At 64.1% G+C, this 13,727-nt stretch carries 10 protein-coding genes; 3 read left to right on the top strand and 7 right to left on the bottom strand.

Annotated elements, in window-relative coordinates; translation table 11 throughout:
* Positions 1 to 60: 60 nt before the first annotated feature.
* Together BMW49_RS06945 and BMW49_RS06940 are read right to left on the bottom strand one after the other, a co-directional pair.
* Entirely contained in the window at positions 61 to 1,314 is a 1,254-nt protein-coding gene (locus BMW49_RS06945; RefSeq protein WP_069516603.1) for a dicarboxylate/amino acid:cation symporter, read from the bottom strand.
* A gap of 124 nt (positions 1,315 to 1,438) precedes the next feature.
* Entirely contained in the window at positions 1,439 to 2,863 is a 1,425-nt protein-coding gene (locus BMW49_RS06940) for an aspartate ammonia-lyase (RefSeq protein ID WP_069516602.1), read from the bottom strand.
* A 253-nt stretch (positions 2,864 to 3,116) separates the two neighbouring features.
* Between BMW49_RS06940 and BMW49_RS06935 the strand changes: the two genes are divergently transcribed.
* The 3 genes from BMW49_RS06935 to BMW49_RS06925 all read left to right on the top strand — a co-directional run bounded on the left by BMW49_RS06935 (position 3,117) and on the right by BMW49_RS06925 (position 8,087).
* Entirely contained in the window at positions 3,117 to 4,022 is a 906-nt protein-coding gene (locus tag BMW49_RS06935) for a LysR substrate-binding domain-containing protein (RefSeq protein ID WP_069516601.1), read from the top strand.
* A 119-nt stretch (positions 4,023 to 4,141) separates the two neighbouring features.
* Positions 4,142 to 7,027, top strand: coding sequence for a hybrid sensor histidine kinase/response regulator (locus BMW49_RS06930; protein ID WP_069516600.1), 2,886 nt, complete (start codon positions 4,142 to 4,144; stop codon positions 7,025 to 7,027).
* Complete coding sequence (locus tag BMW49_RS06925) at positions 7,017 to 8,087, top strand: HD domain-containing phosphohydrolase (protein ID WP_069516599.1); 1,071 nt, start codon at positions 7,017 to 7,019, stop codon at positions 8,085 to 8,087. Before BMW49_RS06930 ends, BMW49_RS06925 begins: the two co-directional genes overlap by 11 nt.
* Here BMW49_RS06925 and aauR read toward each other — a convergent pair.
* The 5 genes from aauR to BMW49_RS06900 all read right to left on the bottom strand — a co-directional run bounded on the left by aauR (position 8,084) and on the right by BMW49_RS06900 (position 13,705).
* Positions 8,084 to 9,403 carry a two-component response regulator AauR gene (gene aauR, locus BMW49_RS06920; protein WP_069516598.1) on the bottom strand — a complete coding sequence of 440 codons (1,320 nt, stop codon included), beginning with the start codon at positions 9,401 to 9,403 and terminating at the stop codon, positions 8,084 to 8,086. The two genes, BMW49_RS06925 and aauR, sit on opposite strands and share 4 nt — an antisense overlap.
* On the bottom strand, positions 9,396 to 11,315 hold the full coding sequence (locus tag BMW49_RS06915; protein ID WP_069516597.1) for a sensor histidine kinase: 1,920 nt from the start codon (positions 11,313 to 11,315) through the stop codon (positions 9,396 to 9,398). Before BMW49_RS06915 ends, aauR begins: the two co-directional genes overlap by 8 nt.
* 247 nt (positions 11,316 to 11,562) lie before the next feature.
* Positions 11,563 to 12,297, bottom strand: a complete 735-nt coding sequence (locus tag BMW49_RS06910; RefSeq protein WP_069516596.1) for an amino acid ABC transporter ATP-binding protein — start codon at positions 12,295 to 12,297, stop codon at positions 11,563 to 11,565.
* Positions 12,294 to 12,962, bottom strand: coding sequence for an amino acid ABC transporter permease (locus BMW49_RS06905; protein WP_167362782.1), 669 nt, complete (start codon positions 12,960 to 12,962; stop codon positions 12,294 to 12,296). The genes BMW49_RS06910 and BMW49_RS06905 overlap by 4 nt, the downstream gene beginning before the upstream one ends.
* Positions 12,959 to 13,705, bottom strand: coding sequence for an amino acid ABC transporter permease (locus BMW49_RS06900; RefSeq protein ID WP_069516594.1), 747 nt, complete (start codon positions 13,703 to 13,705; stop codon positions 12,959 to 12,961). Before BMW49_RS06900 ends, BMW49_RS06905 begins: the two co-directional genes overlap by 4 nt.
* Positions 13,706 to 13,727 lie beyond the last annotated feature (22 nt).

Raw genomic sequence — 13,727 nt, 5'->3', positions numbered from 1 at the left:
CCTAAGCCCATGCAAAAAGGGATGGCCGTGGCCATCCCTTTGGGTACCGCCGAGGCGGGTTTATTCCTTGTTGCTGCTGTTGTAGATGTCGCGGTCCAGCTCGTTCTCGCTGCTGCCGACCAGGGTGGTGGTCATCAGGTCGCCGGCGACGTTGACCGTGGTGCGGGCCATGTCGAGGATGCGGTCGATACCGGCGATCAGCGCCACGCCTTCGAGCGGCAGGCCGACCGAGGTCAGCACCAGGCCGAGCATGATCAGGCCTGCGCCGGGTACGCCAGCGGTGCCGATTGAAGCCAGGGTGGCGGTGAGGATGATCATCAGGTACTGGCCGGCGCTGAGGTCAATACCGAACGCCTGGGCAATAAACAGCGCCAGCACGCCCTGGTAGATCGCGGTGCCGTCCATGTTGATGGTCGCGCCCACCGGCAGCACGAAGCCGGCCACGCCTTCGGACACGCCAAGGTTCTTGCGTGCACATTCGATGGAAACCGGCAGGGTGCCCGAGCTGCTCGAGGTGCTGAATGCCACGGCCAGCGCCGGGGCGATGCTCTGGAAGAAGCGCAGCGGGCTGAGCCGGGCAAACAGGCCGAGCAGGCCGCCGTAGACCAGCAGCAGGTGGGCGATGCTCGCCAGGTAGATGACGCCGATAACCCCGGCCAGTGGCAGCAGCACTTCAATGCCGTGGGCTGAGACCACACCGGCGATCAGCGCGAATACGCCAATCGGTGCGAAGCGCATCACCAGGTCGGTGAGCTTGTAGAAAACCTCGGCCAGGCTGTTGAACAGCTTGACCGCCGGCGCGGCTTTTTCCCCGACCAGGTTCATGCTCACGCCCAGGGCGATGGCGAACACGATGATCTGCAGGATGTTGCCTTCGGCGAACGCGGCCACCGGGTTGGCCGGCACCAGGCCGACGAGGATCTGCATCAGAGACGGCGCCTGCTTGGCCTCGGTGGTGGCGCTGGCGACCATATTCATGCCTTCGCCTGGGGTGAACAGGGCGCCGAACAGCAGGCCGATGCTCACCGCAAACGCGGTGGTGACCAGGTAGATGGCGATGGTCTTGGCGCTGATGCGGCCCAGCTTGGCGGTGTCCTGCATGCAGGTGATACCGGCCACCAGGGAGACGAATACCAGGGGCACGATGAGCATTTTGATCGCGTTGAGGAACAGCGCGCCCAGCGGCGCGAGCAGCGGTGCGACATCCTTGAACAGCAGGCCGACCAGCACGCCGAGGGCGAGGCCGATAAGGATCTGCTGCCAGAGGGGCATGCCCCCTAGAAAGCGGCGGGAACGGGTGGGGCTCTGACTCATGAATTTCACCTGGATTGTCGTTTTTGTGATGACCGCGATGGCGGCCTTTTCGGGTGGTGCCCGGCAGGCGAGGGCACAAATGAAAGCGCCGCTCTCGGGGAGGCGGCGCGGGTAAGGCGGTGGATCAGTCCTGCAGCGGCACCAGACGTGGCGCGATCATATTTTCGGGGCGCAGGATATCGGCCAGCGTGGCTTCGTCAAGCAGTTGCTCCTCGCGCACCAGCTCCAGCACTCCGCGGCCCGTGTCCAGGGCGATCTTGGCGATGCGCGTGGCGTTTTCGTAGCCGATGTAGGGGTTGAGCGCGGTAATCAGGCCGATGGAGTTTTCCATCAGGGCGCGGCAATGGGCTTCGTTGGCGGTGATGCCGTCGATGCACAGCTCGCGCAGCATATCCATGGCGCGGGTCAGCAGGCGGATCGAGTCGAAGATCTTGTAGGCGATCAGCGGCTCCATGACGTTGAGCTGCAGCTGGCCACCTTCGGCGGCCATGGTCAGCGCCAGGTCGTTGCCGATCACCTCGAAGGCCACCTGGTTGACCGCTTCCGGGATCACCGGGTTGACCTTGCCGGGCATGATCGAGCTGCCCGGCTGGCGCGCCGGCAGGTTGATTTCGTTGATCCCGGTGCGCGGGCCGCTGGAGAGCAGGCGCAGGTCGTTGCAGATCTTCGACAGCTTGACCGCGGTGCGCTTGAGCATGCCGGAGAACAGCACGAAGGCGCCCATGTCGCTGGTGGCTTCGATCAGGTCGGCGGCCGGGGTCAGCGGGTGGCCGCTGATGATCGCCAGGCGTTTGACCGCCAGGTATTGGTAAGCCGGGTCGGCGTTGATCCCGGTGCCGATCGCGGTGCCGCCCAGGTTGACCTCGGTGAGCAGGGTCGGGGCAAATTTCTTCAGGTGCTGCAGGTCTTCGCCCAGGGTCACGGCGAAGGCGCGAAATTCCTGGCCCAGGGTCATGGGCACAGCGTCCTGCAACTGGGTGCGGCCCATTTTCAGCACGTGGCCGAAGGCCAGGCCCTTGGCCGCCAGTGACTGGATCAGCTTGTCCAGGGCGGTCAGCAGGCTTTCGTGGCCGAGCAGCAGGCCCAGGCGAATGGCCGTCGGGTAGGCGTCATTGGTCGACTGCGCCATGTTCACGTCGTTGTTCGGGTGCAGGTGCTTGTAGTCACCTTTCTCGAAGCCCATGGCCTCCAGGGCGATGTTGGCGATCACCTCGTTGGCGTTCATGTTGGTCGAGGTGCCGGCGCCGCCCTGGATCATGTCGACCACGAACTGGTCGTGGAACTCGCCCTGAATGATGCGTGCACAGGCGGTGCTGATCGCCGTGTGCTTGGCCGCGCTCAGATGGCCCAACTCGCGGTTGGCATCGGCCGAGGCCTGCTTGACCATCGCCAGGCCGATTACCAGTTTCGGGTAGTGCGACAGCGGCACGCCGGACAGGCGGAAGTTCTGCACGGCGCGCAGGGTCTGGATGCCGTAATAGGCGTCAGCAGGGACATCGAGGGTGCCGAGCAGGTCTTTTTCGAGGCGAGTTGATGCAGCAACGGACATGATAGCGAGGGCTCTTGGGAAGTACGGCAAACGCCGCGATGCCCATAGAATATGGGCTTGGCCGTTATGTCGGCCAATGCCGTTGCTTGCTGGGTCATGCACAATCGGCATACTGTGTGCGTGACGTCCCGCGTTGTTCGGACGTACAGCGTCCTTGTGAGAGTAGTAGGGTGGGAGGGGCTTTAGCCGCGACCATCGCCGCTGAAGCGCCTCCCACAGTGCCTTGCCTCGATATCGACTTTGCGGAGAAGAGATGAACCTGGAAACCAAATGGCTGGAAGACTTCGTCACCCTGGCCGCCACCCGCAGTTTTTCCCAGGCGGCGCAAAAGCGCTTTGTCACCCAGCCGGCCTTCAGCCGACGCATCCGCAGCCTGGAGAGCGCCCTGGGGCTGACCCTGGTCAACCGCACCCACACGCCGATCGAGCTGACCGAGTCGGGCCAGCTGTTTCTGGTGACCGCGCGCAGCCTGGTCGACCAGTTGGGTGAGGTGGTGCGCCATCTGCACCACCTGGAGGGTCAACAGGGCGAGGTGCTGCAGATTGCCGCCGCGCATTCGCTGACCCTGGGCTTCTTTCCGGAGTGGATCGCGCGCCTGCGTCACGAGGGCCTGCCGCTGACCACCCGGCTGGTGGCGACCAACGTCGGCGAGGCCGTGCATGCCCTGCGCGACGGTGCCTGCGACCTGATGCTGGCCTATTACGACCCCGACGCCTCCCTGCAAATGGACCCCGAACTGTTCCCCTCGCTGCACCTGGGGCGCACCGAAATGCTCCCGGTGTGTGCGGTGGATGAAAGCGGCCGGCCGATGTTCGAGCTGGAAGGCAGCCACAGCCTGCCGTTGCTGGCCTACAGCGCCGGGGCCTTTCTTGGTCGCTCGGTCAATTTGCTGTTGCGCCAGCGGGGGCTACGCTCCACCACAGTGTATGAAACCGCCATGGCCGACAGCCTCAAGAGCATGGCGCTGCAGGGCATGGGTGTGGCCTGGGTACCGCGCCTGTCGGTAACCGCCGAACTGGCCCGTGGTGAGCTGGCGATCTGTGGCGGTGAGCAGTGGCAGGTGCCGCTGGAAATCCGCCTGTACCGCTGCGCGCTGCTGCGCAAGGCTACCGTCACCCAACTCTGGGACAAGCTGGAAACTGGTGTGGGTAAGGTCTGAGCGCAGGGCTGGCCCCTACCAAGGGTGGAGATACGGGAAAAGTTCCGGGTGATATTATTTTGATATCGCACTGAGGGCAGGCCTAGGGCTGCTCTAATCAACACTGGAGAGCTGTCATCATGCCCCCCACCCCTGCTCACGGCCTGCGCCAATGGATCTGGCGAGCCTTCGTCCGCAGCGCCCTGATTCCCTTGGTGTTGGTGGAGGCTGGCCTGGTCGCCATTTACCTGCTGAGCAACAGTGCCATCCGCGATGCGCAGATCGATTACCTGCGCCAGACCGCACTCGCTGACTTGAAAGCTGCCGCTGCCCTGGAAACTCGCGTGGTCGACGAGCAGTTACTGGGGGTCAGCCGCCTGGCTGACGCTTATCGCAACCTCACCACGGGCGCCCTGCTGGGCGCCCAGCCTGAGCAGTCTGTCGAACTGGCGTTGACCGACTCCGGGGTGCGCCACAGCCCGCGCGATAACGGTGGCGCCGCCTCCTTCTACTCCAACACCACGCCAGCCGCACGCCAGGATCTGCGCAAAGTCGCGCGTCTGGCCAGACTCGATCCGCTGATGAAGGAGCTCAAGGGCAGCAACCCGCTGATTGCCAGCCTCTACTTCAACAGCTGGGACAGCTACAACCATATCTACCCCTGGTTCCTGACCCCGGATCAGTACCCGCACGACATGGTCATCCCCGACTACAACTTCTATTACCTCGCGGATGCGACGCACAACCCCGAGCGCAAAGTGGTCTGGACCGACGTGTACCTGGACCCGGCAGGGCAGGGCTGGATGATGTCGGCCATCGCCCCGGTGTACCGCGAACAGTTCCTCGAAGGGGTGATCGGCGTCGACATCACCGTGGGCGGCATTCTGGCGCAGATCGGCCAGCTTGAAGTGCCTTGGAACGGCTACGCCATGCTGGTCAGCAGCACCCTGGACATCATGGCGCTGCCGGAGCCGGGCGAAGACGATTTCGGCCTGGACGAACTGACCAGCCACTCCTACGAGGAAGCGATCCGCCAGGAAACCTTCAAACCGGCCGACTTCAACCTCGCCAAGCGCAGCGAAACCCAGTCCCTGGCCAGCGCCATCGCCGCGGCCCCGCAGGGCGTGCATGCGCTAATGCTTGGCGATCGCCCGCACCTGGTGGCCTGGACCACCATCGCCCAGACCGGCTGGCACCTGCTGACCGTGGTGGACGAAGCCGCCGTGTTCAGCCAGACCGAAGCCCTGGCCAGCCGCTACCAGCAGATTGGCTACCTGCTGATCGCCGGGTTATTCGGTTTCTACCTGCTGTTTTTCGCCTTTATGTGGGCGCGTGCCCGCCAGTTGAGTCAGCATCTGCTCGGCCCCATCGATGGCATCTCCGCGATGATGCGGGAGATTGGCAACGGCCGCTGGCGCCCAGCGGCGGTCCACTCGGATATTCATGAGCTGGACGTCATGGCAGACAAGACCGCCGATATGGGTGTGCAGCTGGAAACCAGCGAGGTGCAGCGTTCGGCCTCGCAGCAGCGCTTGGAACTGGTGCTGGAAAGTGCCACCGAGAGCCTGTGGGAACACCGCCTCGATACGGCGCAGATCCATCTGCGCGGGCGCCTGAGCAGCCGCTTTGGCCTGGCAAGCGAAACGCTGGATGAAAAAACCTTTCTCGCCCACGTTCACCCCGATGACGTGCCCGCCCTGCGTACTGCCGTACAGCGAGTACGCGACGGCCTGAGCGCGCGCTATGAAGTGGAATTCCGTATGCGTGACGCGGCTGGCGTCTATCACTGGCTGTTGGGGCGAGGGCGCGTTCTCGAGCATGACCCGCACAGCGGTCAGTCGGCGTTGCTGGCCGGTACCCTGGTCGACATCAATGCCCTCAAGTGCAGTGAGGCGGCGTTGCGCGATGCCAGCGAGCAGGCCCAGGCGGCGGATAAGGCCAAGGCGCGGTTTATCTCCAGCATGAGCCACGAGCTGCGTACCCCGCTCAATGCCATCCAGGGCTTCGCGCAACTGATGCGCATGGAGCATCAAGGCGAGGGGCGCGACGGCGCACCGGAGTATGTCGAGGAAATCCTCAGCGCCAGCCGCCACCTCAATCATCTGGTCAGTGACATCCTCGACTGGTCGAGCATTCAGGCCGATTCAGCGCGGCTGGAGCTGCAATGGGTGGACGTTGGCGACATCCTGACCGAGTGCGCCGAACTGGTTCGCGTGGAGGTCGCCGAACGCGGCCTGAACCTGGTGCTGCACACGCCTGAACACCCCCTGCAGGTTCAGGCCGACCCGCGCCGCTTGCGCCAGGTGCTGCTCAATCTGCTGTCCAATGCCACCAAGTACAACAGCCCGGCCGGGCGCATCAGCCTCGGTTATCAGCGGGTGGCTGGCCAGGTGCGCTTGCTGGTCGAGGACACCGGCCTGGGGCTGAGCGATGCCCAGCAGGAGAAACTCTTCGAGCCCTTCCAGCGCCTGGGTCGGGAAAACACCACCATTCAGGGCACGGGCATCGGCCTGGCGCTGTGCCGCGAGTTCGCCACGCAGATGCGCGGGCGCATGGGCCTGCGCAGCGAGCCCGGAGTGGGTAGCTGCTTCTGGATCGAGCTGCCGCTGGTGGGCAACGACAGCGTGGTTACGCAGGGTGCGCACACGCAGCCCCATGTGTTTTACGTTGAGGACAACCCGGCCAGCCAGTTTCTGGTGCGTCAGGCCCTTGAAGACATCGCGCGGGTCAGCCTCGCCAGCAACGGCAGTACTGCCCTCGAACGTTTGCTCGCCGAGCCCCCGGACCTGCTGCTGCTCGACCTCAACCTGCCAGGCCTGAGTGGTGGCGAGCTGTTGGCGCGCTTGCGGCAGAACCCGGCAACTCAGCACTTACCGGTGGTGGTGCTCAGCGCCGCAGCGGCAGACGACATCGCCCGGGCCATGGCGCTTAACTGTCAGGGCCTGTTGGGCAAACCTATTGATATCGACGAGCTGCGGCGCCTGGTCAGCGCACTGCTGCAGGAGGTAACCGGCCATGCTGTGTGAGTCCTTACGTTTTGCCAGTGTGGTGGTCATCGATGATGTGGCCGCCAACCTGCGTCTGCTCGAATCCAGCCTGCGTGCGCTGGGCCTGCGCCAGGTACGCGCCTTCAGCGACTCGGCGGCGGGCCTCGACTGGTTGCTGAACAATCCCTGGGATTTGCTGCTGCTCGACCTGGACATGCCGGCCCCGGATGGTTTCGAGATTCTTCGGCAACTGGGTGGGCGCAAGCGCTGCTCATCGCCGGTGATTCTGGTCACTGCCCTGAGCGATGCCGAGAATCGCCGGCGTGGCCTGGAGCTGGGCGCCAACGATTACGTCAGCAAGCCCCTCGACCTGCCGGAGTTGCTCCTGCGGGTGTGCAACAACCTTGAGCTGAGCCAGGCCAGCAAGGCGCTGCAGCACGAGCGCGACAGCCTGGAGGAGAAAGTACGTGAGCGCACCCAGGCCCTCGACCAGAGCTTTCAGTCGGTGATCCGCAGCCTGGCTCGGGCGGCGGATTACAAGGACAACGAAACCGGCAACCACATCATGCGCATCGGCGAATCGGCCGCACTGATCGGTCGCGCCCTGGGCCTGGAACCCGAGTGGGTCGAGCTGTTGCGCCAGGCCGCGCCCATGCACGATGTTGGCAAGATCGGTATCCCCGATGCCATCCTGCTCAAGCCTGGGCGGCTGACGGATGAAGAGCGCACGCTGATGAGCCGGCATGCACGCATCGGCCACGACATCCTGCGCGACGAGCAGTATTCACCGTTGCTGGAACTGGCCGCCGAAATCGCCCTGAACCACCATGAGAAATGGGATGGCAGCGGTTATCCACAGGGCCTGAGTGGTGAAGAGATTCCGCTCTCGGCGCGCATCGTGGCGCTCTGTGATGTCTACGATGCCTTACGCTCGAGCAGACCCTACAAGCCGGCCTGGACTGCCGAAAATGCCCAGGCCTACATCCTTGAGCAGGCCGGCCAGCATTTCGACCCGCAACTGGTCGCGATCATGCGCCTGCTGTTCGACGACCTCGAGGCCATGCAGCAGTGCCTGGCGGATGTGCAGCCGAGCGGTTAAAGCCCGTACTTCTTCACTTTGTCGAACAGCGTGGTCTTGGCCATGCCCAGGGCCAGGGCCGCTTGGCTGAGGTTGCCGGCGTTGCGGTCGATGGCGTCGGTAAGCAGGTTGCGCTCGAAGGCCTCCACCGCTTCGGCGAAGCTGGGGCTGCTGGCGTTGCCCAGATCGCTGTCTTTGAACGCGGGCAGGCCGAGGGCGAAGCGTTCGGCGACATTGCGCAGCTCGCGTACATTGCCGGGCCAGTCATACGCCATCAGGCGGGTCAGGGTCCGGCGGTCGAGGGTTGGCGCCGGGCGGTCGAAGCGCAGGGCGGCCAGTTGCAGGAAGTGTTCGAACAGCAGGGCGATGTCTTCGCGCCGCTCGCGCAGCGGGGGCAGGGCCAGGGTGACCACGTTGAGGCGGTAGTAGAGGTCGCTGCGAAATTGCCCGGCCTTGCCTTGCTGCTCCAGGTCGGACTTGGTGGCGGCGATGATCCGGCAGTCCACCGCTACGCTCTGGTTCGAGCCGAGGCGTTCCAGGCTGTGCTCTTGCAGCACGCGCAGCAGTTTGATCTGCAGGTTGAGCGGCATGCTCTCGACCTCGTCGAGAAACAGGGTGCCGCCGTTGGCGTGTTCGATCTTGCCAATGCGCCGTTTGCCGGCCCCGGTGAAGGCATGGGCCTCGTGGCCGAAGATTTCGCTCTCGAACAGGTTTTCCGGCAGGCCGCCGCAGTTGAGTGCAACGAAGGGTTTGGCCTGGCGGCGGCTGAAGTCGTGCAGGCAGCGTGCGACCATTTCCTTGCCGGTGCCGGTTTCACCTTCGATCAGCACGTTGGCTGAGGTATCACCGACATTGGCGATGAGTTCGCGCAGTTTGTGCATGGCGGGCGAGCGGCCGATCAGGCGTTGCTCCAAGGTTTGGCGGCCGGCCAGTTGGCGGCGCAGGGCGCTTACTTCGCGGGCCAGGCTGCGCTGCTCCAGGGCGCGGCGCACGGCGTCGACCAGGCGCTCGGGGGAGAAAGGTTTTTCCATGAAGTCGTAGGCGCCGTCGCGCATGGCACTGACCGCCATGCTGATGTCGCCGTGGCCGGTGATCAGCACCACGGGCAGGCCGGCGTCACGCTGTTTCAGGCGGGCGAGCAGCTCCAGGCCATCGATGCCGGGTAGGCGGATATCGCTGACGACGATACCGGCGAAGTTCGCGTCGATGCGTTGCAGGGCTTCTTCGGCGCTGCCGACGCCGATGCTGTGGATATCTTCCAGAGCCAGGGCTTGCTGGCAACCGAGCAGGACCAGGGGGTCGTCTTCGACGATCAGAACGCTCAGCGGTTCATGCATGGGGGCTGCTCTCCGGGCGGATGACGGCTTTCGGCAGGTTGAGCTCAAAGGCTGTGCCGCCCTCAGGTGGGTGGTGCACGGTCAGGCTACCGGAGGCGGCAGCGGCGAGGCTGGCGGACAGCGTCAGGCCCAGGCCCAGGCCTTTTTCGCCGGGTTTGGTGGTGAAGAATGGCTCGAACAGGTGCTCACGCACCGGCGCGGGGATGCCAGGACCGTTGTCGCGCACGCAGAGCAGGTAGCGGGTGTCGTCGTCGCGGCCGCTGAGCCAGAGCTGGCGGTCGGGTTGTGCGCTCATGGCATCCAGGGCGTTGGCGATCAGGTTGACCAGGATCTGCTCCAGGCGCGTTTGCTCGATGGCCAGGCGCACGTCTGCATGCCCTTGGGGGTAGTCGCGGTGCAGGATGAGGGTGTTGAAGCCTGGGTGGCCCTGGACCAGCAGCAGGGCGGCGTCCACCGCTTGTTCCAGGCTGGCTTCGCCCTGATCGCCGCCGCGGCGGGCAAAGGCGCGCAGGCTGGCAGTGATTCTGCCCATGCGGTCGACCAGTTCGCCGATGGTGTGCAGGTTGCTGCTGGCCACATCCAGGGCGCCGCGTGCGAGGAAGCGCACGGTGTTGCCCGACAGGGTGCGCAGCGCGGCCAGGGGCTGGTTGAGTTCGTGGGCGATGCTGGTCGACATTTGCCCAATCACCGCCAGTTTGCCGGCCTGCACCAGTTCGTCCTGGGCCTGGCGCAGGGTGGTTTCGGCCTGTTGGCGCTCGCGGACTTCGGCTTGCAGGCGCTGGTTGCTGGCCTGCAGGTCGGCGGTGCGCTCGGCGATGCGTTGTTCCAGTTCGTTGTTGGCTTTTTCCAGCGCTTCGCGAGCCGCCAGGCGGGTGGCAATGACTTTGCGCCGTTGGTTGAGTGCCAGGCCGAGGACGATCAGCAGGGTGCAGGCGCCAGCGGCCAGCAGTGCGTGGCTGAATGTGGCGCGCTTTTGGTCGTGCAGCGGGGTGAGCAGGGTCAGGTGCCAGGGGGTGTCGTCGAGCGGGCGGGTTTGCTCCAGGTAGGTGCTCGGCCCGGTCAGGGGCTGAGTCTGGGGGTTGGCGGCAAAGCTGACCTGCTCCAGGCCGTTGCCCAGGGAGCGGCGGCTCAGTGGTTGCAGTTCTTCCAGCGCCCACCAGTGGTACTGCAGGCTGCGCGCCAGGCGCTCGCGGGTGTTCGGCCCCAGGGGGTGGATGGCCTTGAGCAGCCGGCTGGGGTTGCTGGACAGGATGATGATGCCGTTTTCGTCACTGACGTAGGCCTCCAGGCGGGCGCGTTGCCAGCGTTGTTCGAGGCTGTCCAGGCGCACTTTGACCACCGCCACGCCGATGATCTGCTCGCCTCTTTTCAGGCCGTGGGCCAGGTAATAGCCGGGCTCGCCGGTGGTGCTGCCGATGCCGTAGAAGCGCCCCGGTTTCCCCTGCACGGCATCTTGAAAGTAGGCGCGAAACGACAGGTCTTCACCGAGGTAGCTGCTCGCCTGGCGCCAGTTGCTGGTGGCCAGCACCCGGCCGCTGCGGTCGAGCACGTAGATCGCCAGGCTGCCGCTGCGCTGGTTGAGGCCTTCGAGGAAGTCGTTGACCAACTGGCGACGATAGGGGGTAGGGGTTTGCAGCAGGCGTGTGACGTTGTAATCCAGCTCCAGCAGGCTGGGCAGGTAGGTGTATTTGGTGATCTCGCTTTCTACCGCGCGGGCGTTCAGTTCAAGCTGGCGTTCGCCATTTTCGGCCAGGTCTCGGATGCCGCTGCGTTCGCTGAGGTAATAGCCGGCATAACCGCAGCCCAGCACCAGCAGGAGCAGCAAGAGGATCAGCAGGAGCAGGCGAGCAAGGCGTGGCTTCACGGTCAGGGCTGGCGGCAGGTGGCGTAGGCGTATGACGGGGCATTGCATCACAGTCATCCGTGGCTGGGTAGCTGCCGGGGGATCTGTGGGAGGGGCCTGAGCCGCGACAAGCGCCGCTCCGTCGCCGCTCAAGGGCACCTCTAAAAACTACCTGCGTTGGCAATACTGCGTTAAAAACGGCCTCGGAATGCTCATTTACAACTCGTAAACTCCGCTTCCTCGGCCGTTTTTGCCTTGTCTTGCCTGCCTCGCTTACGTTTTTAGAGGTGCCCTCAAGCGCCTCCCACCGTTCTGATCAGTGCTGGAGGATCTTGGCGAGGAACTGCTGGGCGCGCTCGGAGCGCTGGCTGACATCACCGAAGAATGCCTGCTTGGGACAGTCCTCGACGATTTGCCCGGCATCCATGAAGATCACCCGGTCGGCCACCTTGCGGGCAAAGCCCATTTCGTGGGTGACGCACATCATGGTCATGCCCTCCTGGGCCAACTGCACCATGACGTCGAGCACTTCGTTGACCATTTCCGGGTCAAGCGCCGAGGTTGGTTCGTCAAACAGCATCACCACCGGGTCCATGGCCAGCGCGCGGGCAATCGCCACGCGCTGCTGCTGGCCGCCGGAGAGTTGGCCGGGGTGCTTGTTGGCGTGGGCCAGCAGGCCGACACGGTCGAGCAGTTTGAGGCCCTTTTCGATGGCTTCATCCTTGCTGCGACCCAGCACCTTGACCTGTGCGATGGTCAGGTTTTCGCTGATCGACAGGTGCGGGAACAGCTCGAAGTGCTGGAACACCATGCCAACCCGCGAGCGCAGTTTCGGCAGGTTGGTCCTGGGATCGGCGATGGAGGTGTTATCGACCACGATGTCGCCCTGCTGGAACGGCTCCAGGGCGTTGACGCACTTGATCAGGGTGGACTTGCCGGAGCCGGACGGGCCGCACACCACCACCACTTCACCTTTCTTCACTTCGGTGCTGCAGTCGGTCAGCACTTGGAAGCTTCCGTACCACTTGTTGACGTTTTTGATGGAAATCATACGGCTAACCTTTTTTGCAGAAGTTTCACCACTTGCGCAGCGGCGAAGCTGATCGTGAAGTAGACGAGGCCGGCGAAGATCAGGAACTCGTGGGGCTGACCGATGATGTCGCCGCGCGAGCGGGCGGCGTTGAGGAAGTCCATCAGGCCCACGGTGTACACCAGCGAGGTGTCTTGAAACAGGATGATGCTTTGCTGCAGCAGCAGCGGGGTCATCTTGCGGAACGCCTGCGGCAGGATGATCAGGCGCATGGTCTGCCCGTAGCTCATCCCCAGGGCCTGGGCGGCGCCCATCTGGCCACGGGGAATGGCCTGGATGCCGGCGCGCACGATCTCGCAAAAGTACGCCGCCTCGAACATCACAAAGGCCACCAGGCAGGAGGCAAAGGCGCCTACCGGGGTGTCTTCGCCGGTGATCCAGCGCAGGATGAACGGCACCGCAAAGTAGAACCAGGTGATCACCAGCAGCAGCGGGATCGAGCGGAAGTAGTTGACGTAGGTGGCGGCGATAGTGGCCAGCAGGCGGTTGTGCGACAGGCGCATCAAGGCCAGCAGGGTGCCCAGTACCACGCCACCGAGCACGCCCATGACCATCAGTTGCAGGGTCATCAGCAGGCCGTCCCACAGCCCTGGCAGGGCCGGCACGATTGCACTGAAATCCATCATTTACCCCCCACGGCAATCAGCCCCGGCACGGCGACTTTCTTCTCGACCGCGCGCATCAGCAGCATCAAACCCATGTTCAGCGTGAAGTAGATCAGCGTGGCCAGGGTAAAGGCCTCAAACAGGTTGGCGCTGAACTCGGCGGTTTGCTTGGTTTGCGCCAGCAGCTCCATCAGGCCGATCAACGAGGCCACCGAGGAGTTTTTGAAGATGTTGAGAAACTCGCTGGTCAACGGCGGAATGATGATCCGGTAGGCCTGGGGTAGCAGCACGTTGCTGTAGATCTGCGGCAGTCTGAAACCCATGGCATAGGCGGCAGCAGTCTGCCCTGCAGGCAGCGCCTGGATCCCGGTACGCACTTGTTCGCACACCCGGGCGGCGGTGAACAGGCCCAGGCACACGACCACGCTCAGGTAGGCCGAAGTGGCGGGGTTGAGGTCTTGCTTGAACCAGATTTGCAGCGGCTCGGGCAGCAGGTCAGGCACCAGGAAATACCAGAGAAACAGCTGCACCAGCAGCGGTACATTGCGGAAAATCTCTACGTAGGCTGTGGCCGCGCCGGCGATCCAGCGGTTCGGCACGGTACGCATGACACCGAGCAGCGAGCCCAGTGCCAGGGCGATGATCCAGCCAACGATGGCGATGGCGATGGTCCAGCCCAGGCCGGTGATAAACCAGTCCAGGTAGATTTCACTGCCAATACCGGTGGGCTTGAAGAAGATGGCCCAGTCCCAGTTGTAATTCATACGGGTTGCCCCTCGGGTGGTG

Source organism: Pseudomonas cuatrocienegasensis, from assembly GCF_900110925.1.
GTDB lineage: Bacteria > Pseudomonadota > Gammaproteobacteria > Pseudomonadales > Pseudomonadaceae > Aquipseudomonas > Aquipseudomonas cuatrocienegasensis.
This window is presented reverse-complemented; position numbering and strand designations above follow the sequence as displayed.